Raw genomic sequence first — 21,013 nt, 5'->3', positions numbered from 1 at the left:
GCCTGCATCGAGCGTCAAGCGCGCTGGGCTTGGGCGTGAACCCGCGCCAGTGCCTTGTAGTTCTCGGCATTCGCGCGCGTCCCCGCCTGTTCCTCGGCGGTGAGCGGGCGCCGGACCTTCGCCGGGAGTCCGGCGACCAGTGAGCCGGGCGGGATGTCCGCGCCCTCGAGCACCACCGCGCCCGCCGCGACGAGGCTGCCCGCTCCGATCCTCGCGCCGTTGAGCACCACCGCGCCCATCCCGATCAGGCAGTCGTCCTCGATGGTGCAGCCGTGCAGGACCGCGCGGTGCCCGACGCTCACTCCGGAGCCGATCGTGACGGGGAACCCGGGATCGGCGTGCACGATCGTGCCGTCCTGGATGTTGCTGCCCGCCCCGACGGTGATCGTGTCCAGGTCCGCGCGCAGCACGGCCGTGTACCAGACGCCGGCGCCCGCGGCGACGGTGACCGCGCCGGCGACCACCGCGCCCTGCGCGATCCACGCGCCCGCGTCGACGGACGGCTCCGTGCCGTCCACGGTGAGGTGTGCCATGGGTGTCCTTTCCCAACCTGTCTACTGTGGATCAGAGTGCGGACGGCAGGATCGCCGCCGTCCAGGCGAGCAGGGGCGCGCCCGCCACGACGAGCGCGCTGTAGGCGAGCATGCGGCGCTGGAAGACGCGCTTGTCGGGGACCTGGGCCTGCGCGAGCACGATGATCCCGTTGGTGGAGAACGGGCTCACGTCCACGACGGTGGAGCAGAAGCCGAGTGCGACGACGAACCCGGCGGCGCCGAGCTGCCCGAGGTCGAGCAACGGCACGGCCAGCGGAAGCGCGATCCCGAGGGTGCCGATGGACGAGCCGAACGCGGACACGATCGCCACGGCGAAGCACAGCAGCAGCGCGGCGAGCACCGGCGACCCGAGTGCCGCGGCCGCCTCGCCGAGCATCGCCAGGGTGCCGTTCTCCTTCAGCACCGCCATGTACGACAGCATCCCGCACACCAGCAGCACGGCGGGCCAGGCGACCTCGTCGGCCGACGGCTTGTGCCGGTCCGGGGCGAGCAGCAGCAGGACGGCGGCGATGACGAACGCCGCCAGCCCGACGTCGATCCCGAACGCCCCGGTGACCAGCAGCGCGAGCATGCCGGTCAGGGTGATCACCCGCAGCGGGGTGACCCGCGGCTCGGTGACGACGGTGGTCCGGGTCCGCGTGAGCGTGCCGGTGGACCCGCCACCGCCGGCCGGCTGGGCCGGTCCCGCCACGTCCTCGTCGCGGCCGAAGAGGTCGCGCCCGAGGACCGCGAACAGCACCGCGGCGATGAGCACGTTGAGCCCGAACGGCACGGCGAACAGCAGCAGCGGGCTGACGTCCAGGCCGGCGTCGTGCACCATGCCGGTGGTGAACGCGCCGTAGACGGTGATGGGGGAGAACGCGGCCGACAACGCGCCGTGGCTGAGCATCATGCCCATCAGCAGCGGGTTGATCCGGTAGCGGGCCGCGATCGGCATCGCGATGGGTGCGAGCATGCCGACCGCGAGCACCGACCCCAGCGACATGAGCACGGCGGCTAGCGCGAACATCAGCCACACCACCGCCCACCGCCGCCCGCGCACCAGCTTGAGCGATGCGGCGACGACGAGGTCGATCGTGCCGTTGACTTTCGCCACCCCGAACAGCAGCGTGATGCCGACGACGAGGACGAACGTGTCGCCGGGGAAGTACCCGGTGACGTCGTCGACGGAGATGCCGGAGATCGCGCCGACGACGAACGCGGCGACGAACGCGAGGATCCCCATGTTGACGGGCAGGACCGTGGCGAGGGTGAACACCGCCACGAGGACGAGGAGTGAAACGAACTGGACCATTGCGACCTGTTCCGGTCACGCACGCCCGCGGGGCGGGCCACGTCACCATTGACGAGGGACCAGGGGAACGACGCGGCCGGTCAGGCCGGTGCGGGGGCGCGGCGCAGCGCCTCCCGCACGGTGGCGACCGCAGTGGACAGCACGTCTTCGTCGATCCCGGTGGGGATCCCGTGGGCGTGCAGGTGGGCCACGAGATCCTCGGTGGCGATGTTGCCGTGGGCGCCCGGGGCGAACGGGCAGCCGCCGTAGCCGCCCGCGGCGCTGTCGAAGCGGGTGACGCCCGCCTCGATCGCGGCGTCCACTGTGCTCAGTGCCTGACCGTGCGCGTTGTGCAGGTGCAGGGAGAGTTCGACGTCGGGCAGTGCGTCGCGGACGTGCGCGAGCGAGGTCATGACCTGGTCCGGCGTGGCGGTGCCCAGCGTGTCGGCGAGCCCGATGCGGCGGATGCCCATCGCGGCGAACCGCCGGGTGACCGCGACCAGCCGGTCCGGGGCGACCGCGCCGTCGAACGGGCACACGAACGCGGTCGAAATGCCGGCCCGGAAAGCGGTTCCGGGGTGCTCGGCCACCGCGCGGGCCAGGTCGTCCAGCGCGGCGTCGCTGTCCCGGCCGGCGTTGGCGCGGCTGTGCCCGCTGCTGGCGGAGGCGACGACCAGCACGTCGCGGGCGCCCGCGACGACGGCGCGGCGCACGCCGCGGGCGTTCAGCGCGAGGAAGGTGTAGTGCACGGAGTCCTGGTGCGGCAGGGCGGCCACCAGGTCCTCCGCCCCGGCCATCTGCGGCACCTTGTCGGGGTTGACGAACGATCCGGCTTCCAGGTGCCGCAGGCCGGCGGCGACGAGCGCCTCCGCGATCGCGACCCGGTCGGCCACCGGCACCACGGCCGGCTCGTCCTGCAGGCCGTCGCGCAGCACCACGTCGGTGATGGTCACGCTCACCTCAGATCACCTTCCGCTCGCGATAGCCGGACAGGCGGTCGGCGCCGATGCCGAGCAGCCCGCCGAGCACGGCTTCGGTGTGTTCGCCCAGTTCCGGGCCCGCCCACCGGACGTCGCCGGGGGCGCCGGGCAGGCGCGGGACCACACCGGGGAAGCGGATCTCCTCGGGCTCGTCCTCGACCACGACCTTGAGGGGGCGCAGCATGTCCCGCGCGCGGTAGTGCTCGTCCGCGGCGATGGCCCGCGCGTCGTACACCGGCCCCGCAGGCACCCCGGCTTCGTTGAGGATCCGCACCGCCTCCGGCGCGGTGTGCGCGGAGGTCCACGCGGTGATGGCGGTGTCGAGTTCGTCTTCCCGGGCGGAGCGGGCGTCGCCGTCGGCGAGCGCCGGGTCCTCGGCCAGGTCCTGGCGGCCGACCGCGGTCATCAGGCGGCCGAACGCGCCGCTGGAGTTGCCCGCGATCATGACCGACTGCCCGTCGGCGGTGGGGTAGACGCCGCTGGGCACCACACCGGGCAGGTTCCCCGCGGTGCGTTCGCGCACCACGCCGTAGGCGTCGTAGTCCGGGATCAGCGACTCCATCATCATGAACACCGACTCGTAGAGCGCGACGTCGGCGACCCGCGGGCCGTCGTGGGGGAGACCGCGCGCCTTGCCCAGCAACAACATCAGCGCGCCGACGACGCCGTAGAGCCCGGCGGCGGCGTCGGCGATCGGCGCGGCCGGCCGCACCGGGGGACGGTCGGGGTGCCCGGTGACCTGCCGCAGCCCGCCGAAGGCTTCGGCGACGCCGCCGAACCCGGCGCGGTCGCGGTACGGGCCGGTCTGCCCGTAACCGGAGATGCGGACGACCACGAGGTCCGGGTTCACCGTGGTGAGGTCGGCCGGCCCGAGGCCCCAGCGTTCCAGCGTGCCGGGGCGGAAGTTCTCGACCACCACGTCGCACTGCCGCACCAGGTCCAGGACGAGCGCGCGGCCCTCGTCCTGCTTGAGGTCCAGCGTGACCGACTTCTTGTTGCGGGCGATGGTCCGGAACAGCATCGAGGTGCTGCCGCGGGTGCGGCGCCAGCCGCGCAGCTCGTCGCCGACGCCGGGCCGTTCGACCTTGATCACCTCGGCGCCGAAGTCGGCGAAGACGCGGGTGGCGAAGGGGGCGGCGATGAAGTTGCCGAGTTCGAGCACGCGGATGCCGGTCAGGGGAGCGTCGGCCACAACGCCTCCGTTCTCAAATAATGACTAGCACTGTCATTTATCGAGAAGGACCATAAGCCGCGAGAGCCCGGCGCCACAAGACCGGCGCGCAACTTCAGCGGTGGCGCAACGCCCTTTCCAGGGTTTCCGCGGCTGCGACCACGAGGTCGCCGTACTGCGCGCCTGGCCCGTCGTCGGACACCCGGAACACCGGGGCGGCCAGGCAGACCGCGGCGACCACGTCGCCGCGGTAGCGCACGGGCGCGCTGACCGAGCACAGGCCGGGGGTCCGCTCGGACACGCTCTCCACCCAGCCCCGCCCGGCGCCGGTGAGCGCCAGAGCTGCCGATCCCTTGTCCGACAACGGCAGCACCGTGCCCACGGGCACGGCGGCGCGGAGCTCGTGGGGCGACTCCTCGCTGGCCACGCACAGCCGGTCCTCACCGCGCAGCACCCACAGCTGGGCCGTCTCGCCGGTCTCGGCCCGCAGCCCGGTGAGCACCGGCGTCGCGGCGGCCGTCAGCGCGGACGAGGCGAACCGGGGGCCGATGTGGTGGCGGCCGTCGTCGTCGCGGTGCAGCAGGCCGTGCTTGACCATGGCGGACACCAGGCGGTGGGCGGTCGGCACCGACAGTCCCAGCGCGCGGGCGATCTCGCTGGCCCCCATCGGGTTCGCCTCGACCGCGTCCAGGATCGCGACCACCCGGTCCAGCACACCGACCCCGGTCGACACCGTCTCGCGCCGCTGCTCGTCGTCCGCCACGCCGACACCGTAGCGCCGCCGGTACGCGGTCGCCGCGGCGGCTCGCTGGACAAAGTGACCAGTGAAAGCGGCCCAACGCCGGGCAGAACGCGCACAATGATCAGCGTCGGGGGCGACACTTGCGCAGCTTCGGCGCCGCCACGCACCCTTCGGCCATGCACGAAGCTGATCTCCCCGCGCTCCACCGCCTGATGGTCGTGGCGCGCCGGCTCGACGAAGAGGCCATCGCGCTGCAGCGCCAGGGCGTGTTCCCCGCCTACGCGCCCGCCAAGGGCCAGGAGGCAGCGCAGGTCGGCAGCGCCGCCGCGCTCGACCTGACCCGCGACTTCGCCTTCCCCTGCTACCGCGAGCTCGGCGTCGCGGTGGCGATGGGCGTCGACCTCGTCGGCTACCTCGCGACCCACCTCAACGTGTGGCACGGCGGGCTCTACGACCCGAAGGCCTCCCGGCTGGCGCCGTTCAACGCCGTCGTCGGCGGCCCCGTCACCCACGCGGTCGGCTGGGCGATGGGCGCGAAGCTCGACGACACCGGCGGCGCGGCGATCACCTACTTCGGCGACGGCGCCAGCTCACAGGGCGACGTGCACGAGGCGATGAACTTCGCCGGAGTCTACCGGCTGCCGGTGGTCTTCTTCTGCCAGAACAACGGCTGGGCGATCTCGGTGCCGACAGCGGAGCAGGTGGCGGGCGGCTCGGTGGCGGCCCGCGCCGCCGGGTACGGCATCGAGGGCGTGCGCGTCGACGGCAACGACGTGGTCGCGGTGTTCGAGGCGACCCGCGCCGCGCTGGACCGCGCCCGCGACGGCGGCGGCCCGACCGTGATCGAGGCCATGACCTACCGGATGGGCCCGCACTCCACATCGGACGATCCCGGCCGTTACCGTACGCTGGAGGACGAGCGCGCATGGCTCGACCGGGACCCGCTGACCCGCGCGGCCGCGCTGCTGTCCGCCGACGAGGTCGCCGCGGCCGAGGAGCACGCCGCCACGGTGGTGAGCGGTGTCCGCGACGGCCTGCTGGCGCTGAAACCACCGCCCGCCGAGGAGCTGTTCTCGTTCGTCTACCGCGAGCCCACGACGGCCCTGCTGGAGCAGCAGCGGGTGTGGAAGGAGTCCCTCGATGCCTGAGTTCTCGTTGCAGCAGGCGCTGAACCTCGCCCTGCGCCACGCGTGCGAGGACGACGACCGGGTGCTGATCTTCGGCGAGGACGTCGGCACGCTCGGCGGGGTGTTCCGGGTGACCGACGGGCTGCGCGACAAGTTCGGCGAGCACCGCGTGTTCGACACCCCGCTCGCCGAGTCCGCGATCATGGGCATGGCGGTCGGGCTGGCGGTGGCCGGGTGGCGGCCGGTGCCGGAAATCCAGTTCGACGGCTTCAGCTACCCCGCGATCGACCAGATCGTCAACCAGGTCGCGCGCATGCACTACCGCAGCCGGGGCGTGCTGAACATGCCGATCACGTTGCGGCTGCCCAGCTTCGGCGGGATCAAGGCGCCCGAACACCACGGCGAAAGCCTGGAGGCGCTGTTCGCGCACGTGCCGGGCCTCAAGGTCGTCGCGCCCGCCACCCCGAGCGAGGGCTACCGCCTGCTGCGGCAGGCCATCGCCGATCCCGACCCGGTGATCTTCCTCGAACCCAAGTCCCGGTACTGGCACCGCGAGACGTTCGACCCCACCGAGCCGGCCGAGATGCCGCCGCCCGGCACCAGCCGCATCGCCCGGCCCGGCAAGCACGGCACCCTGGTCGCGTGGGGCGCGATGGTCGCCCGCTGCCTGCAGGCCGCCGAACTGGCCGCCGAGGACGGGGTCGAACTGGAAGTCCTCGACCTGCGCTGGCTCAAGCCGATCGACACCGACGGGCTCGCGCGGTCGGTGGCCCGCACCCGCCGCGCGGTCGTCGTGCACGAGGCGCCGCTGACCGCCGGGCTCGGCGCCGAGGTGTCCGCGCTGATCACCGAACGCTGCTTCGCCGACCTGCGCGCCCCCGTGCAGCGGGTCGCCGGGTTCGACGTGCCCTACCCGTCCGGCGCGCTGGAGGACGAGTACCTGCCCAGCGTCGACCGCATCCTGACCGCCGTGCAGACCACCCTGGAGTACCGCCGTGGCTGAAGTGACCTTCCCCCTGCCCGACCTCGGCGAGGGCCTGATCAGCGCCCGCGTGCTGGAGTGGCTCGTCGCCGAGGGCGACTGGGTCGAGCGCAACGCGCCGCTGGTCGAACTGGAGACCACCAAGTCCGCCGTCGAGATCCCCTCGCCCCAGTCCGGCCGCGTCACCCGGCTGCACGTCGGCGAGGACGAGGAACTCGCGGTCGGCGCGCCGCTGGTCACCTTCACCGTGGAGGACGCCGGGATCGTCGGCACCGTCCCGGAGGAGCGCAAGCCGCAGCGGCGCGTCCGCCTGACCCTGCCGGAGGACTGAGGCGTGTTCGCCACCGCCGCAGACGGCACCAAGATCTGGTTCGACCACGCGCCCGGGGCGCGGCCGGTGCTGCTGATCCACGGCTTCGCCTCGGACAGCGCCCGCACCTGGGAGCAGACCGGCTGGGTGCGGGCGCTGGCCGGGGCCGGGCACGTGGCCGTGGACCTGCGCGGGCACGGGCAGAGCGGCAAGCCGGCCTCCGGGTATGCGCCCGGCGGCCTGGCGCGGGACGTCCTCGCCGTGCTCGACGAGGCCGGGTTGTCCACTGTGGATGCCGTGACGTACTCGATGGGCGGTCTGGTCGGGTGGGAGCTGGCGCGGCTCGCCCCGGGACGGATCGGCCGGATGGTGCTCGGCGGCATCGGCGGGCGCCCCATCGCCCGCGAGTCGATGGAGCGCGTGCGCGAGGCGCTGTCCGGCGGCGACCTGGACGCCTGCGTCGACGGGATGGCCGGCCACCGGCTCGACGGCCCGCCGCCGGTGCCCGTGTTGTTCGCCGCCGGTGAGCAGGACGAGATCGCCGCGGACGCGCCGGAGTTCGCGGCGTCGCTGGGTGCGCCGTTCGTGTCGCTCGGACGGCGCACCCACTTCAACGCGGTGTCCAGCCGCAGGTTCAAGGACGCGGCGCTCGCGTTCCTCGCCCCTGCACGATGACCAGCGCCCCGAGGACGAGCACGGCGGCGCCGAGCACCCGCAGCCCGGTGTCCGCGCCGGACACGAACGCCGGGATCACCTGGTGGGCCGGGGCGCGGGTGAGCGCCTCGGCGACGGTGTGCGCGCCGCGCGCGTCCTCGGGGAGCGCGGCGCTGAACTGTGACGTGAGCACCGTGCCGATGACGGCGACGCCCAGTGCGCTGCCGAACTCGCGGGTGGTGGCCTGCAGCCCGGTCGCGACCCCGGCCTGCGCGGCGGGCAGCGAACCGGCGATCACCCCGGACAGCGTCGGCAGCGCCAGCGTCACGCCGATCCCGGTCACGACGAGCCAGGCCGCGTACAGCGTGTACGGGATGGCGGTGTCGCTCGTGGACAGTCCGAGGAGGCCGGCGCCGACGAAGGCGAACGCGAGCGCGGTCACGGCGGTGAGCCCGATCCGCGCCGTCAGCCGGCTGACGTGCCGCGCGCCCAAGATGATCGGCACGGTCAGCGGGATGACCCCGAGGCCGGTCCACAGCACGCCGAACCCCTTGCCGTACTGCAGGAACGACGCGTTGACGTAGAACAACGCGAACATGCCGAAGAAGATCGCCGTCATGCCCAGGCACGCGCTGCGCAGGCCGGCGATCCGGAACAGCCGGGGATCCAGCAGTGGGTGCCGGACCTTCAGCTCGACGACCGTCCACACCGCGAACAACACGGCGGAGCAGACGAACCCGCCGATCACCACTGGGCTGCCCCAGCCGGCCTCCGGGCCCTGCACGATGCCCAGCAGCAGCGCCACCGAAGCGGCGACCAGCAGCACCGCGCCCGGCACGTCGAGGCGGCGGTCGTGGCGCGCCGACACCGGCGCGATCCGGGCCACGAGCGCGGCCAGGACCACCGCGATCGGCACCGCGGCGGCGAACAGCCAGCGCCACGACCCGCCGGTCAGGATCGCGCCGCCGCCCGCGTTGCCGATCACCCCGCCGATGCCGGTCATCGACGCCCAGGCGGCGATGACCGGGCCCGTCCGGTCGGCCGGGACGGCATGCAGCAGCACGGCGAGGGTGTTGGGCAGCACGGCGGCCGCGCCGATCCCGGTGACCGCGCGCCCGGCGAGCAGGAGCGGGATGCCCGGCGCGATGGCGGAGAGCAGTCCGCCCGCCGCGAACAGGGCCAGGCCGGCGAGCAGCACGCCCTTGCGGCCGAAGCGGTCGCCCGCCGCGCCGCCGGGGATCACCAGGCAGGCGAAGAAGACGACGTAGGTGTCGACGATCCAGACCAGCGCCGAGGCCGACGGCCGCAGGGCGCTCGCGGCGAGCATCGGCACGGCCAGGTTGACCGCGGCGACCATGCCGACGACGAGGACGACGCACGCGCACATCACGGTGAGCAGACCCCGGTGCGAAACCCGGGTGAGAACTTGTGGCATGACACGGACGCTAGGGATTCGCGTGGGCTGCCTGCCACGCAACTTTGACAAGGAAACTTTGCGTACCATGCAACTGTGGCCGAGCAGCTCGATCTGAACCTGCTGCGGGTGTTCGACGCCCTCCTCCGGGAGGGCAGCGTGACGGCGGCGGCCGAGCGGCTGCACCTGTCCATCCCGGCCACCAGCCGCGCGCTCGGGAGGCTGCGGCGGGCGATGGACGACCCGATCCTGGTGCGCGCGGGCCGCGGGATGGCGCCGACGCCGTTCGCGCTCCGCACCGCGCCCCGGGTGCGGTCGCTTCTGGAGGAGGCGGCGGCGTTGATCAGCGCCGACCGCGAGGTGCGGCTCGCGGAGCTGGAACGGACCTTCACGATCCGCATCAACGACGGGGTGGCGGCCACACTGGCGGCGGCCGCGGTGGAGGCGGCGTCCGCGGTCGCGCCCGGGGTGACGCTCCGGTTCGTCGCGGAGGGCAGCGAGAGCGCCGAGGCCCTGCGCGACGGCTCGGTGGACCTGGACATCGGGGTGGCGGAGGCGGCGGCGCCGGACATCCGGACGGCCGTGCTGTACCGCGAACGGCTGGTCGGCATCGTGCGGGCGGACAGCCCGCTGGGGCGGCACCGCCGTCCGACGCTGGCCCAGCTGTGCCGTCACCCGCACGTGTCGGCGTCCCGCCGCGGCCGGGCGCGCGGGCCCCTCGACGAGCTGCTCGACGCCGCCGGACTGCGGCGGCACGTCGCCGCGGTGGTGCCGACCTTCGCGGTGGCCGCGTTGCTGGTTTCGTCGAGCGGCTACGTCGGGCTGGTGCCGCAGCGGCTGGCCGCCCAGTACGGCGGGGCGCTGGGCCTGCGGTGGTTCCCGGTCGCGGCGGAGTTGCCGGAGCTGGAGGTGCACCTGCAGTGGCACGCGCGGCTGGACGCCGACCCCGCGCACCGCTGGCTCCGCGGCACCATCCGGGACGCGGTCAACCGAACGTCAGCACCGGCTTGATCACCTCGGCCGCGACCGCACCGTTTCGCTTTCCTCGGACGGGAATTCCGTTCAGCCGTAGCGGGCGAAGCAGCGCCGCGCCGCGCGCAGCAGGCCGGCACGACGATCACCGGGAGGGGTGGCCATGGCCGGAGACTCCAGGCGGTCACCGCCGGGTCAGCCGGACCACCGGGTACTCGCGGTCGCTCTTGCGCTGGTACTTGTCGTAGCGCGGCTGCGCCGCGACGATGCGCTGCCACGCCCGGGCTCGGTCGGCCCCCTCGAGCCGCTGCGGCTTCACCGGCACCCGGTCCGGACCGGACAGCTCGATCGCCGCCCGGTCCGGGTGCGCCATCAGGTTCGCATACCAGTCCGGGTTCCGATTGCCGCCGCCGGAGGCGACGAGCAGCCAGTCGTCGCCGTCGGCGAACCAGGTCACCGGCCTCTCCCGAGGCTGCCCGCTGCGGCGGCCGGTGGTGTGCAGGATCAGGACCTCCATGCCCATCATCCGGCCGCCCTTGCGGCGGATGCGCGTGACGGTGCGGGCGTTCATGCGCCGCTGGAACCAGAGTGAGAGCTTGCTCGCCATGCCGGACAGTCAACCCCGCGGTGCGGGCCGGTGCTTCTCGATTCCTGACCGGTTCGCGGGCGCGACCAGCCCGGACTCGTAGGCGAGCACCACCAGTTGCGCGCGGTCGCGCGCGTGCAGCTTGGTCATCGCGCGGTTGACGTGCGTCTTCGCGGTCAGCGGGCTGATCACCATGCGCTCGGCGATCTCGTCGTTGGACAGTCCCTGCGCGACCAGCGCCACCGCCTCGCGCTCGCGGTTGGTCAGCTCGCCGAGGCCGGGGCCGGGGTGCAGCGGGCGGCTGACGTACCGGTCGATCAGCTTGCGGGTGATCGACGGGGCCAGCAGCGCGTCACCGCGGGCGGCGACCCGCACGGCGTGCAGGAAGTCCTCCGGCTGGATGTCCTTGACCAGGAACCCGGCGGCACCGGCGCGCAGCGCGTCGAACACGTACTCGTCCAGGCCGTAGTTGGTCAGGATGACCACGTGCACCGCCGCCAGCGCCGGGTCCGCGGCGATCCGGCGGGTGGCTTCGATGCCGTCCACGACCGGCATCTGGACGTCGACGAGCGCGATGTCCGGCACGTGCTCGCGGGCGAGCTCGACTCCGGCCGCGCCGTCGGCGGCCTCGGCCACCACCTCGATGTCGTCCTCGTTGTCCAGCAGCGCGCGGAACCCGCTGCGGATGAGCGGCTGGTCGTCCACCAGCAGAACGCGGATCACGGCACCCGCTCCACGGGCAGTTCGGCGTGGACGCGGAACCCGCCGTCGTCCCGGGGCGCGGCGACGAGGCGGCCGCCGAGCGCGGTGACCCGCTCCCGCATGCCGAGCAGCCCGACCCCGGGCGACGGCGGGGCGTCCACTGTGGCCGTTCCGTCGTCGTCCACGCGGATCTCGACCGCGCCGGGCCGGTATCCGATGTGGACCGACGCGCCGGCGGCGCGGGCGTGCCGGGCCACGTTGGTCAGCGATTCCTGGACGATCCGGTAGGCGGTGCGCTGCACGGCGGCGGGGATTTCGTCGCGTTCGCCGTCGATCGTCAGCGTCGTCTCCAGGCCGGTGGACCGCGCGCGCCGCACCAGTTCCGGGACGTCGTCCAGCCCGCGCGGCGGGCTGGTGTCGTCGTCGCGCAGCGCCTCCAGGGTCGCCCGCAGCTCGCGGGCCGCCTCCCGGCCGGCGTCGCGGATCGCCAGCAGCGATTCGGGCACCTCGTCGCCGCGCTTACGGGCGAGGTGCACGGCGACCTCGGCCTGCACCTTGATGACGGAGATCTGGTGGGTGAGCGAATCGTGCAGCTCGCGGGCGATGTGCAGGCGCTCCTCGTCGGCGCGGCGCCGCGCGGTCTCCTCCCTGGTGCGCTCGGCCTCGTCCGCCCGGCGCTCGGCCTGCCGCACCGCCTCGCCCGCCGCACCCGCGGCGACCAGCCACGCCAGCTGGAGCACGTCCCGGGAGTGGGCGAACGCCGCGCCGACGGTCTCCTCGTGCGAGATCAGCAGCACGAACGGCAGCGCGGCCAGCATGACCACGGTGGCGGCCACCGCGACGAGCCGCCGCCCGGCGCGGACGGCGGCGGACACCGCGAACAGGTAGGCCAGCGCCGGCACGTCGACCCCGATCGCCTGGGCGCCCAGCGCGCTCAGCCCGGCCGCCGCCAGCACGGCCACCGGCGCCCGGCGGTGCGCGGCCAGTGCCAGACCACCGGCGGCCAGCAGCGCGTAGCCCAGCGGGGCGAGAGCCGGGGCGGGCGCCGACAGCGCGGTCACCAGGAGGATCGCCGCCATCCCGGCGCCGATCGCCCAATCCCCGGCACGGATCGTCCCGCCCCCGGCGCGGATCGTCCCGTTGCCGGCGCGCATCATCCAGTTCCCGGCGCGGCTCATGCCCGAAACCCTAGCCGGATCGTGGCGCGGGCGAGTCCTGCGCGCGCAGCATCCCGCCACTACCGCGGGCGCAGTACTTCCGCTGTTCCTGCGGCGCCGGCGGCAGCGCGGATTGCCTGCGCCTGCCGGACGACCGGCGGCGTGATCCGGCGCAGGATCACGGTGTCGGAAAAACCGTTGCGGCAGAAGGAGTTCGCCATGATCGTCCAGTACACGCTCGCCCAGTCCGTCGACGCCGGAACGCTCACCACCGGACGGCTCGTCGGAGCAGTCGCCGCACTGGTGGCGCTGGCCGGGGTGGTCGCCGGAGCGCTCGCGGTGGCCCGGCACCGGCGGCGGGGCGCCACCGCGGCACTGGCCACCGGCGTGGCCGGCATGGCGGCCGGCGGGATCGTGGTGGCGATGGCCGAGGGCGGCCCGGGCACCGGGTACGGCATCGTCGGCGGGTTCGCGGCCCTGGCCATCGGGCTGGTCGCCGCCGCGCTGGGCGGGCTCGGGCTCGCCCGCGCCCGTGCCCGTGCCTGAAACCGGTCGCCCGGGCGGGCGGGCGCTGTTAGCTTGCGAAGCGTGGATCTCTTCTCACGCTCGTGGGCGGCGCTGCGGACCGCGGTCGCCGGACTCGCCGACGACGACCTCGCCCGTCCGTCCGGCTGCGCCGGCTGGCTGGTGCGGGACCTGGTGTGCCACCTGGTCATCGACGCGCAGGACGTGCTCATCACGCTCGTCACCCCGGCGGACGAGGAGCCGACCCGGGACGAGCTGACCTACTGGGAGGTCAGCGACGAGCCGCCGACCGGTGAGGACCCGCTCGACGCGCTGACCGTGCGGCTGGCCGCGGCCTACGGGGAGCCGTGGCTGCTGAAGTTCCACCTCGACGACGTCGGCTCCGCGGCCGGGCGCGCCGCGGAGCTGGCCGACCCGTCGACGCGGGTGCGGACGCGCGACCAGGTCCTCACCGTGGCCGCCTACCTGTCCACCTACGTCATGGAGTGGACGCTGCACCACCTCGACCTGGTGGCGCACCTGCCGTCCGTGGCCGGGCCGCCCGCGGAGGGCCTCGCCGCGTCACGCGAAATGCTGGAGAAGATCGCGGGGGCGCCGTTCCCCGAATCGTTCTCCGACACGGACGCGCTCCTGGTCGGCACCGGGCGGCGGGCTCCCACCGAGGCCGAGCGGGCGGCGCTGGGGCCGCTGGCCGCGCGACTCCCGTTCGTGCTCGGATGACGGCCGGGGTGATGCTGCCGCGGGATCTCGCGGCGGCGGAGATCGTGCCGTTCGCCCGGCGGGCCGAGGAACTCGGCTTCGGCGAGGTGTGGATCGTGGAGGACCTCGGCTTCCACGGCGGGATCGCGCAGGCGGCGACGGTGCTGGCGGTGACGTCCCGGATCCGCGTGGGGATCGGCATCCTGCCTGCCGGGGCGCGCAACGTCGCCTTCACCGCGATGGAACTGGCGACGCTGGCGCGGCTCCACCCCGGCCGGCTCGTCGCCGGCATCGGGCACGGGGTGCCGGGGTGGATGCGCCAGGTGGGGGCGTGGCCGGCGAGCCCGCTGACGTTGTTCGCCGAGTACGCGCGGGCGCTGACGGGGTTGCTGCGCGGGGAGCGGGTCCGGGCCGAGGGCCGGTACGTGCGGCTCGACGGCGCCGGACTGGAGACGGCTCCGGAGACCGTCCCGCCGGTGCTCGCCGGGGTGCGCGGCCCGAAGTCGCTCGCCGTGGCCGGGGCCGAGCTGGACGGCGTGATCCTGGCCGAACCGGCGCCCGCCGAGTACATCGCCGCGGCCCGGCGGATCCTGCCGCCGCAAGCGCGGGTAGTGGTGTTCGGGCACGCGGTGGTGGCCCCGGACGCCGAGGCGGCCCGCGCCCGGGTGCGGCCGCTGCTCGCCGCCATCGGGGATCCCGAGCTGTCCGCGCACGTGGACCCGCTGCCGTTCGCCGCCGAGCTGCGTGCGCTGCGTGCGCGGCACCAGGACGGCGACTCGTTCGCGGCGGCGTTGCCGGGGGAGTGGGTGGACGCGCTGACGCTGGCCGGTCCCGCGGACGCCGTGCGGCGGCGGATCGCCGGCCTCGGCGCGGACTCGGTGGTGCTGATCCCGGTGGGAGACGACCGCTTGGCCGCGCTCGACACGCTGGCGACGGCTCTCTGACAGCCCTTACGGCCGAATGGCGCTGCACTTCCCCGGCGCGCGCCGCTAGCGTGGGCAGGTCGCCGCATCGAAGGGGGAGATGGGCGTGCGCATCATCGTCGCCGGGGGTGGCATCGGCGGGCTGACCACCGCGCTCGCGCTCGTGCGGGCCGGGCTGGACGTGCGGGTCGTCGAGCGGGCCGCCGGGTTCGGGGAGATCGGCGCGGGTGTCCAGTTGGGACCGAACGCCACCAGGGTGCTGGACAGCCTCGGCCTCGGGGAAGCGTTGCGGGACACGGCCGTCGAACCGGTGGCCACTCGCTTCCTGCGCTGGGCGGACGATTCCGTCCTCACCGAGTGGCCGCTCGCCGGGCAGGTGCGCGCCCGGTTCGGCGCGCCCTACTACACGCTCTACCGCCCGGACCTCATCGCCGCGCTCGCCGCGGCGATCCCCGCGGGCACGGTGTCCTTCGGCCGTCAGGTGGCGGCCGTCGAGGACGGCCGGACGGTGCGCTTCGCCGACGGCGCCACCGAAACCGCGGACGTGGTGGTCGGCGCCGACGGCATCCACTCCGCCGTCCGCACCAGCACCGTGCCGGAAACCGCGCCGCGGTTCTCCGGCATGTGCGCCTACCGGGCCCTGCTGCCCAACGACACCGAGCCGGTCGTGCGGATCTGGCTCGGCCCGGGACGGCACCTCGTGGCCTACCCGGTCGGCCGCGGCGCCCGCCTGCTCAATGTCGTCTGCGTCGCGCCCGCCGACGACTGGCCGGACGAATCGTGGACCGCGCCGGGCGACGTGACACGCCTGCGCGAGCACTTCGACGGCTGGTCACCCGAGGTGCGCAAGATCCTCGACCGCGTCACCGAACCGGTCTACCGCTGGGGCCTGCACGACCGCGAACCGCTGCCCCGCTGGTCCACGCCGACGACCACGCTCGTCGGCGACGCGTGCCACCCGATGCTGCCGTTCCTGGCCCAGGGCGCCGCCCAGGCCATCGAGGACGCGGCGGTGCTCGCCGCATCCCTCGCCACGGCCGGGCCCGCGGAGGCCCTCCAGCGGTACGAGGCGCGGCGGCTCGACCGGACCGCCCGCATCCAGCGCCAGTCGTGGGGCAACAACGTCAGCTACCACCTGCCCGACGGCCCGGAGCAGGCCCGCCGCGACGAGGCGCTGGCCGGTGGCGCGATCATGAGCCTGGACGCGCTGAGCTGGCTCTTCGGGCACGACGTCCGCGTCGGGGACCGGCCCGGCGTGTGAGGACGCGGCGATGGAACTCCCCACCGCCGCCGTTCGCCCCGCTCGACCCGGCCGGCATCGACGAGGTGCTCACCCCGAGGAGAAGGCCGTCCGCTCCGCCGTGCGGCAGCTGTGCGCCGAGCGCATCGAACCGCACGTCGCGGGCTGGTCCGAACGCGGCCGCATCGACGACGTCCGCGGCCTGGCCAAGGAGCTGGGCGCGCTCGGCGTGCTCGGGATGCACCTGGAGGGCTACGGCTGCGCCGGCATGTCCGCCACCGAGTACGGCCTGGCCTGCCTGGAGCTGGAGGCGGCCGACTCCGGCATCCGCTGCCTGGTGTCGGTGCAGGGCTCGCTGGCGATGTTCACCCTGTGGCGGTGGGGGTCGGCGGAGCAGAAGGCCGGGCAGCACCCCGTCCGCGAGCAGCACCCCGTCCGCCTGCCCGCGGACGGGGTGCTGCCCGGCGTCACCGGCCTGAAAGGTCCGCTGAGCTGCCTAAACGAAGCCCGGTACGGGATCATCTGGGGCCCGCTCGGCGCTGGCCGCCGCGCTGTCTCACGCCGGCGACCGGGTCCAGTTCGGCCGTCCGATCGCCGGGTTCCAGCTGATCCAGCAGACGCTGCACCTCGGCCGCCGCGAGGACGCCGGTGAGCTGCGCCCGGAGCAGGTCAGCCTGGGCAAGCTCAACAACGCGCGGGAGGCGCTGGAGATCTGCCGCGCCGCGCGCACGATCCTCGGCGCGAACGGGATCTCCCTGGAGTACCCCGGTCATCCGGCACGCCAACAACCTCGAATCGGTGCTCACCCACGAGGGCACGGTCGAGATGCACACGCTGGTCGTCGGCCAGGCGATGACCGGGCAGGCCGCGTTCCGCTGGTCAGCCGGCCGCCGCGGTGATCGCGGCGATCACGGCGGGGCCGTCCAGCAGCACCGGGTCGTTGTGGTCCGCGCCGGGCACCTCGACCGCCCGCCCGCCGGCGGCCGCCGCGACGGCCCGGCTCTGCTCCGGCGGCACGATCGAGTCGGCGCCGCCGTAGACCACGGTGACCGGCGCGGGCACCCGCGCCACCTGGTCGGCGACCGGGAAGGTGTCCAGCAGCAACAGCCGCACCGGCAGGAACGGGTAGTGCCGCCGGGCGACCGCGGCGAGGTCGGTGAACGGCGAGCGCAGCACCAGCGCGGCAGGCGGGAAGTCCACGGCGAGCCCGGCCACCACCGCCGCGCCCAGGCTCTCGCCGAAGTAGACCAGCGGCACCCGCGCCTGCGCGGCCAGGAACTCGCGGGCCGCGCGCACGTCCAGCGCGAGCCCCGCCTCGGTCGGCGAGCCCGGGTTGCCGCCGTACCCGCGGTAGTCCAGCAGCAGGGTCGCCACACCCGCCGCGTGCAGGGCCCGGGCGAGCGGCGCGCGCAGCGACCGGTTGCCGGCGTTGCCCGGGGCCACCAGCACCGCCGCGCGCGGCGCGGCGACCGGGAAGTACCAGGAGGTGAGAGTCAGCCCGTCCGCGGTGCGCAGCGCGACGTCCCGGCCGCCCGGGAGGACCTCCGCCGCGGACGGGACCGGGCCGCCGGAGGGCAGGTAGATGAGCCTGCGCTGGAAGGCGAAGGCGCTGCCGAACACCACCGCCACGATGATGACGACCACCGCGGCGCCGATCAACAGCCGCCCGCGCACCACCCCATCATCCCCATGTGGCCGCAGTCACCGGCAGAATCGGGCCATCGTGTTAAAAAGGCTGCGAATATGATCGCGCGCTCCCCGACCGGGGTCGGCCACGGGGGAGCGCGACCAGGAGTACGTCGACGTACGACACCCGGCGTTCGTCGTCCAACCGTGGACGAGGTGATTCGATGCTGGTCGGAGTGCTGAAGGAGGCCACCCCCGGCGAAACCAGGGTGGCCGCGACGCCCGCGACGGTGGCTCAGCTGCTCAAGCTGGGGTACGAGGTCGTGGTGGAGCCGGGCGCCGGGGAGCTGGCGAGCTTCTCCGACGAGGCGTACGCCGAAGCCGGCGCCTCCATCGGGAACGCCGTGCAGGCGGAGATCGTCCTGGGGGTGAACGCGCCGGCCAAGGAGCAGCTGGACGCGATGAAGCCGGGCGCGACGCTGATCAGCCTGCTGGCCCCGGCCCTGAACAAGGAGCTGGTCGACGACCTGGCGAAGCGGCCCATCACCGCGATGGCGATGGACGCGGTGCCGCGGATCTCGCGGGCCCAGTCGCTGGACGTGCTGTCGTCGATGGCCAACATCGCCGGGTACCGCGCGGTGGTCGAGGCGGCGCACACGTTCGGCCGGTTCTTCACCGGGCAGGTCACCGCCGCGGGCAAGGTGCCCCCGGCGAAGGTCCTCGTCGTCGGCGCGGGCGTGGCCGGTCTGGCCGCGATCGGCGCGGCGGGCAGCCTGGGCGCGGTGGTGCGCGCGACCGACCCGCGGCCCGAGGTGGCCGACCAGGTCAAGTCGCTGGGCGGGGAGTACCTGTCCATCGAGGCGCCCGACGTCGAGGTGTCGGCGACCGGCTACGCCAAGGAGATGAGCGACGACTACAAGGCCCGCGAGCGGCAGCTCTACGAGGAGCAGTGCCGCGACGTGGACATCATCATCACCACCGCGCTCATCCCCGGGAAGCCGGCGCCGCGGATCATCACCGCCGACATGGTCGCCTCGATGCGGCCGGGCAGCGTGATCGTGGACATGGCCGCCGCCAACGGCGGCAACGTCGAGGGCACGGTCGCCGGCAAGGCCGTCACCACGGACAACGGGGTGACGATCCTCGGCTACACCGACCTGCCCGGCCGGTTGCCTGCGCAGTCGTCGCAGCTGTACGGCACGAACCTGGTCAACCTGATGAAGCTGGTGACGCCGGGCAAGGACGGCACGCCGGTGTTCGACCTGGAGGACATCGTCATCCGGTCGATGACCGTGGTCCGCGAGGGCGAGCTGCTGTGGCCGCCGCCCCCGGCGCCGGTGTCGGCCGCCCCGGCGCAGGCGGCGCCGAAGGCGGCCGCCAAGGAGCCGGAGCCGGAAAAGAAGAAGCTGTCCCCGGCAGCCCGGATCGGGCTGGTCGCGGTGGCGGGCGCCTTGCTGTTCCTGCTGGTCGCGGCGTCGCCGCCGGCGTTGCAGGGCCACCTGACGGTGTTCGCGATGGCGGTGGTGATCGGGTTCTACGTGATCGGGCACGTGCACCACGCGCTGCACACGCCGCTGATGTCGGTGACCAACGCGATCTCCGGGATCATCGTGGTCGGCGCGCTGTTGCAGGTCGGGCACGGCGGCGGGGCGGTGACCTGGCTGGCGTTCGCGGCGATCCTGCTCGCCTCGATCAACATCTTCGGCGGGTTCGCCGTCACCCGGCGCATGCTCTCGATGTTCTCCCGCAGCTGAGCCCGATCAGGAGACCTGAACTCATGACTCTCGACACGATCGCGCAGGCGGCCTACCTGGTCGCCGCGTTGTTGTTCATCCTGGCGCTGGCGGGGCTGTCCAAGCACGAGACCGCCAAGACCGGCAACGGGTTCGGCATCGCCGGCATGGTCGTCGCGCTGGCCGCGACCATCGCGCTGGCCGTGCACCGCGACATCTCCACCCTCGGCGTGGTGCTGCTGGTGGTGGCGGTGGTGCTCGGCGCCGCCGTGGGCCTGCAGCGCGCCCGCGTGGTGCAGATGACCGGCATGCCCGAGCTCATCGCGCTGCTGCACTCCTTCGTCGGTCTGGCCGCGGTGCTGGTCGGCTGGAACGGCTACCTGGAGGTCGAAGCGCACCCCGACGGGGCCGAGGCGCGGACGCTGGCGGCGCTCGGGCTGGGCGGGATCCACTCGGCCGAGGTGTTCATCGGCGTGTTCATCGGCGCGGTGACGTTCACCGGGTCGATCGTCGCGTTCCTGAAGCTGTCGGCGCGGATCAACTCCAAGCCGTTGATGCTGCCCGGCAAGAACTTCCTCAACCTCGGCGCGCTGGCGGTGTTCGTCGCGCTGACGGTGTGGTTCGTCATCGACCCGCAGCTGTGGTTGCTCGTCGTGGTCACCGCGGTGGCGCTCGCGCTGGGCTGGCACCTGGTCGCCTCGATCGGCGGCGGTGACATGCCGGTGGTGGTGTCCATGCTGAACAGCTACTCCGGCTGGGCGGCCGCCGCGAGCGGGTTCCTGCTGGAGAACAACCTGCTCATCGTCACCGGCGCGCTGGTCGGCTCCTCCGGTGCCTACCTGTCCTACATCATGTGCAAGGCGATGAACCGCTCGTTCATCTCGGTGATCGCGGGCGGGTTCGGAATCGAAGCCGGTCCGGCGGACGACACCGACTACGGCGAGCACAAGGAGATCACCGCCGACGGCGCGGCCGAACTGCTCGCCGACGCGAGCAGCGTGATCATCACCCCCGGCTACGGCATGGCGGTCGCGCAGGCCCAGCACGGCGTCGCCGAGCTGACCCGGCGGCTGCGAGAACGCGGCGTCGAGGTCCGGTTCGGCATCCACCCGGTCGCCGGCCGCCTGCCCGGGCACATGAACGTGCTGCTCGCCGAGGCCAAGGTGCCCTACGACATCGTGCTGGAGATGGACGAGATCAACGACGACTTCGCCGACACCGACGTCGTCCTCGTCATCGGCGCCAACGACACGGTGAACCCGGCCGCGGCCGAGGACCCCGGCTCGCCGATCGCCGGCATGCCGGTGCTGCGGGTGTGGGAGGCCCGCAACGTCGTGGTGTTCAAGCGGTCGATGTCCTCGGGCTACGCCGGCGTGCAGAACCCGCTCTTCTTCCGCGACAACTCCGCCATGCTGTTCGGCGACGCGAAGGAACGGGTCGAGGACCTGCTGCGGGCACTGCCCGCCCCGAGCGCGGCCGGGGCCAGGGCCCGCGCCGGGAGCTGAGGACGGCGAAAGCGCTTCCCCGGCGGACCCGCCGCGCGTGGTCCGCCGGGGAAACGGCAGGTAACAGATCAAGGCCGATCACCCGGTTGATCTACCCACCTGCTATGTTCGCGCTCCCCACCGTCGAGAACTCCACAA

General features: G+C 73.7%; 22 protein-coding genes and 1 pseudogene. 12 read left to right on the top strand and 11 right to left on the bottom strand.

Annotated elements, in window-relative coordinates; translation table 11 throughout:
• Window positions 1-14 precede the first annotated feature (14 nt).
• The 5 genes from AMYTH_RS0108605 to AMYTH_RS0108585 all read right to left on the bottom strand — a co-directional run bounded on the left by AMYTH_RS0108605 (window position 15) and on the right by AMYTH_RS0108585 (window position 4,741).
• Window positions 15-533, bottom strand: coding sequence for a gamma carbonic anhydrase family protein (locus AMYTH_RS0108605; RefSeq protein ID WP_027929971.1), 519 nt, complete (start codon window positions 531-533; stop codon window positions 15-17).
• 31 nt (window positions 534-564) lie between these two features.
• The gene (locus AMYTH_RS0108600) at window positions 565-1,848 is read right to left on the bottom strand and encodes an SLC13 family permease (protein ID WP_027929970.1); all 1,284 of its coding nucleotides are present in this window, start codon (window positions 1,846-1,848) and stop codon (window positions 565-567) included.
• Window positions 1,849-1,928: 80 nt separating this feature from the next.
• A complete protein-coding gene (locus AMYTH_RS0108595; RefSeq protein WP_027929969.1) occupies window positions 1,929-2,786 on the bottom strand; it encodes a hydroxymethylglutaryl-CoA lyase in 858 nt (285 codons plus the stop codon).
• 1 nt (window position 2,787) lies between these two features.
• Window positions 2,788-3,999, bottom strand: coding sequence for a CaiB/BaiF CoA transferase family protein (locus AMYTH_RS0108590; protein WP_027929968.1), 1,212 nt, complete (start codon window positions 3,997-3,999; stop codon window positions 2,788-2,790).
• A gap of 94 nt (window positions 4,000-4,093) precedes the next feature.
• Window positions 4,094-4,741, bottom strand: coding sequence for an IclR family transcriptional regulator (locus tag AMYTH_RS0108585; RefSeq protein ID WP_037322416.1), 648 nt, complete (start codon window positions 4,739-4,741; stop codon window positions 4,094-4,096).
• A gap of 155 nt (window positions 4,742-4,896) precedes the next feature.
• Between AMYTH_RS0108585 and AMYTH_RS0108580 the strand changes: the two genes are divergently transcribed.
• The 4 genes from AMYTH_RS0108580 to AMYTH_RS0108565 are packed head-to-tail and all read left to right on the top strand — an operon-like array spanning window position 4,897 to window position 7,814.
• Complete coding sequence (locus AMYTH_RS0108580; RefSeq protein WP_051363037.1) at window positions 4,897-5,868, top strand: thiamine pyrophosphate-dependent enzyme; 972 nt, start codon at window positions 4,897-4,899, stop codon at window positions 5,866-5,868.
• The gene (locus AMYTH_RS0108575; protein ID WP_027929965.1) at window positions 5,861-6,850 is read left to right on the top strand and encodes an alpha-ketoacid dehydrogenase subunit beta; all 990 of its coding nucleotides are present in this window, start codon (window positions 5,861-5,863) and stop codon (window positions 6,848-6,850) included. The genes AMYTH_RS0108580 and AMYTH_RS0108575 overlap by 8 nt, the downstream gene beginning before the upstream one ends.
• Window positions 6,843-7,160, top strand: a complete 318-nt coding sequence (locus AMYTH_RS0108570) for a biotin/lipoyl-containing protein (protein ID WP_020418037.1) — start codon at window positions 6,843-6,845, stop codon at window positions 7,158-7,160. Before AMYTH_RS0108575 ends, AMYTH_RS0108570 begins: the two co-directional genes overlap by 8 nt.
• Window positions 7,161-7,163: 3 nt before the next feature.
• A complete protein-coding gene (locus tag AMYTH_RS0108565; protein ID WP_027929964.1) occupies window positions 7,164-7,814 on the top strand; it encodes an alpha/beta fold hydrolase in 651 nt (216 codons plus the stop codon).
• Here the strand turns inward: AMYTH_RS0108565 and AMYTH_RS0108560 are convergent.
• The gene (locus AMYTH_RS0108560; protein WP_027929963.1) at window positions 7,774-9,180 is read right to left on the bottom strand and encodes an MFS transporter; all 1,407 of its coding nucleotides are present in this window, start codon (window positions 9,178-9,180) and stop codon (window positions 7,774-7,776) included. The two genes, AMYTH_RS0108565 and AMYTH_RS0108560, sit on opposite strands and share 41 nt — an antisense overlap.
• A 123-nt stretch (window positions 9,181-9,303) precedes the next feature.
• Between AMYTH_RS0108560 and AMYTH_RS0108555 the strand changes: the two genes are divergently transcribed.
• Window positions 9,304-10,218 carry a LysR family transcriptional regulator gene (locus AMYTH_RS0108555; RefSeq protein ID WP_027929962.1) on the top strand — a complete coding sequence of 305 codons (915 nt, stop codon included), beginning with the start codon at window positions 9,304-9,306 and terminating at the stop codon, window positions 10,216-10,218.
• Between the two features lie 145 nt (window positions 10,219-10,363).
• Here AMYTH_RS0108555 and AMYTH_RS0108550 read toward each other — a convergent pair whose 3' ends face one another.
• From AMYTH_RS0108550 to AMYTH_RS48730, 4 genes are all read right to left on the bottom strand, one after another.
• Entirely contained in the window at window positions 10,364-10,786 is a 423-nt protein-coding gene (locus AMYTH_RS0108550) for a nitroreductase/quinone reductase family protein (RefSeq protein ID WP_037322414.1), read from the bottom strand.
• Window positions 10,787-10,795: 9 nt separating this feature from the next.
• Complete coding sequence (locus tag AMYTH_RS0108545; RefSeq protein WP_027929960.1) at window positions 10,796-11,488, bottom strand: response regulator; 693 nt, start codon at window positions 11,486-11,488, stop codon at window positions 10,796-10,798.
• On the bottom strand, window positions 11,485-12,546 hold the full coding sequence (locus tag AMYTH_RS0108540) for a sensor histidine kinase (protein WP_209440842.1): 1,062 nt from the start codon (window positions 12,544-12,546) through the stop codon (window positions 11,485-11,487). Before AMYTH_RS0108540 ends, AMYTH_RS0108545 begins: the two co-directional genes overlap by 4 nt.
• 158 nt (window positions 12,547-12,704) lie before the next feature.
• Window positions 12,705-12,845 carry a hypothetical protein gene (locus AMYTH_RS48730; RefSeq protein WP_157360561.1) on the bottom strand — a complete coding sequence of 47 codons (141 nt, stop codon included), beginning with the start codon at window positions 12,843-12,845 and terminating at the stop codon, window positions 12,705-12,707.
• Here AMYTH_RS48730 and AMYTH_RS0108535 point away from each other — a divergent pair.
• The 5 genes and pseudogenes from AMYTH_RS0108535 to AMYTH_RS50220 all read left to right on the top strand — a co-directional run.
• Window positions 12,844-13,170, top strand: a complete 327-nt coding sequence (locus AMYTH_RS0108535; RefSeq protein ID WP_037323515.1) for a DUF6223 family protein — start codon at window positions 12,844-12,846, stop codon at window positions 13,168-13,170. The genes AMYTH_RS48730 and AMYTH_RS0108535 overlap by 2 nt on opposite strands.
• 42 nt (window positions 13,171-13,212) lie before the next feature.
• Window positions 13,213-13,869 carry a maleylpyruvate isomerase N-terminal domain-containing protein gene (locus tag AMYTH_RS0108530; protein ID WP_027929957.1) on the top strand — a complete coding sequence of 219 codons (657 nt, stop codon included), beginning with the start codon at window positions 13,213-13,215 and terminating at the stop codon, window positions 13,867-13,869.
• Window positions 13,866-14,792 (top strand): LLM class flavin-dependent oxidoreductase, encoded by a 927-nt coding sequence (locus AMYTH_RS0108525; RefSeq protein ID WP_027929956.1) that lies wholly within the window; start codon window positions 13,866-13,868, stop codon window positions 14,790-14,792. The genes AMYTH_RS0108530 and AMYTH_RS0108525 overlap by 4 nt, the downstream gene beginning before the upstream one ends.
• A gap of 85 nt (window positions 14,793-14,877) precedes the next feature.
• Window positions 14,878-16,032, top strand: coding sequence for an FAD-dependent monooxygenase (locus tag AMYTH_RS0108520; protein WP_027929955.1), 1,155 nt, complete (start codon window positions 14,878-14,880; stop codon window positions 16,030-16,032).
• Between the two features lie 65 nt (window positions 16,033-16,097).
• Window positions 16,098-16,887, top strand: a pseudogene (locus AMYTH_RS50220) (acyl-CoA dehydrogenase family protein); the annotation flags it as partial.
• A 3-nt stretch (window positions 16,888-16,890) separates the two neighbouring features.
• On the opposite strand, the gene AMYTH_RS50215 reads toward AMYTH_RS50220, so the two are convergent.
• Window positions 16,891-17,685 (bottom strand): alpha/beta hydrolase, encoded by a 795-nt coding sequence (locus AMYTH_RS50215; protein WP_037323513.1) that lies wholly within the window; start codon window positions 17,683-17,685, stop codon window positions 16,891-16,893.
• A 176-nt stretch (window positions 17,686-17,861) separates the two neighbouring features.
• On the opposite strand from AMYTH_RS50215, the gene AMYTH_RS0108505 reads away from it, so the two are divergent.
• Together AMYTH_RS0108505 and pntB are read left to right on the top strand one after the other, a co-directional pair.
• Window positions 17,862-19,391, top strand: a complete 1,530-nt coding sequence (locus tag AMYTH_RS0108505) for a Re/Si-specific NAD(P)(+) transhydrogenase subunit alpha (RefSeq protein WP_027929952.1) — start codon at window positions 17,862-17,864, stop codon at window positions 19,389-19,391.
• Between the two features lie 23 nt (window positions 19,392-19,414).
• Window positions 19,415-20,875, top strand: a complete 1,461-nt coding sequence (pntB, locus tag AMYTH_RS0108500; RefSeq protein WP_027929951.1) for a Re/Si-specific NAD(P)(+) transhydrogenase subunit beta — start codon at window positions 19,415-19,417, stop codon at window positions 20,873-20,875.
• Window positions 20,876-21,013: the final 138 nt, after the last annotated feature.

The sequence above is a fragment of the Amycolatopsis thermoflava N1165 genome, assembly GCF_000473265.1.
Lineage (GTDB): Bacteria > Actinomycetota > Actinomycetes > Mycobacteriales > Pseudonocardiaceae > Amycolatopsis_E > Amycolatopsis_E thermoflava.
This window is presented reverse-complemented; position numbering and strand designations above follow the sequence as displayed.

Bases quoted from the DNA above. Each gene is read 5' to 3' on its own strand.
- AMYTH_RS0108605 (WP_027929971.1), bottom strand. From the start codon at position 533: ATGGCACACCTCACCGTGGACGGCACGGAGCCGTCCGTCGACGCGGGC.
- AMYTH_RS0108600 (WP_027929970.1), bottom strand. From the start codon at position 1,848: ATGGTCCAGTTCGTTTCACTCCTCGTCCTCGTGGCGGTGTTCACCCTC.
- AMYTH_RS0108580 (WP_051363037.1), top strand. From the start codon at position 4,897: ATGCACGAAGCTGATCTCCCCGCGCTCCACCGCCTGATGGTCGTGGCG.
- AMYTH_RS0108575 (WP_027929965.1), top strand. From the start codon at position 5,861: ATGCCTGAGTTCTCGTTGCAGCAGGCGCTGAACCTCGCCCTGCGCCAC.
- AMYTH_RS0108560 (WP_027929963.1), bottom strand. From the start codon at position 9,180: ATGTGCGCGTGCGTCGTCCTCGTCGTCGGCATGGTCGCCGCGGTCAAC.
- AMYTH_RS0108550 (WP_037322414.1), bottom strand. From the start codon at position 10,786: ATGGCGAGCAAGCTCTCACTCTGGTTCCAGCGGCGCATGAACGCCCGC.
- AMYTH_RS0108540 (WP_209440842.1), bottom strand. From the start codon at position 12,546: ATGGCGGCGATCCTCCTGGTGACCGCGCTGTCGGCGCCCGCCCCGGCT.
- AMYTH_RS0108535 (WP_037323515.1), top strand. From the start codon at position 12,844: ATGATCGTCCAGTACACGCTCGCCCAGTCCGTCGACGCCGGAACGCTC.
- AMYTH_RS48730 (WP_157360561.1), bottom strand. From the start codon at position 12,845: ATGGCGAACTCCTTCTGCCGCAACGGTTTTTCCGACACCGTGATCCTG.
- AMYTH_RS0108525 (WP_027929956.1), top strand. From the start codon at position 13,866: ATGACGGCCGGGGTGATGCTGCCGCGGGATCTCGCGGCGGCGGAGATC.
- AMYTH_RS0108505 (WP_027929952.1), top strand. From the start codon at position 17,862: ATGCTGGTCGGAGTGCTGAAGGAGGCCACCCCCGGCGAAACCAGGGTG.
- pntB (WP_027929951.1), top strand. From the start codon at position 19,415: ATGACTCTCGACACGATCGCGCAGGCGGCCTACCTGGTCGCCGCGTTG.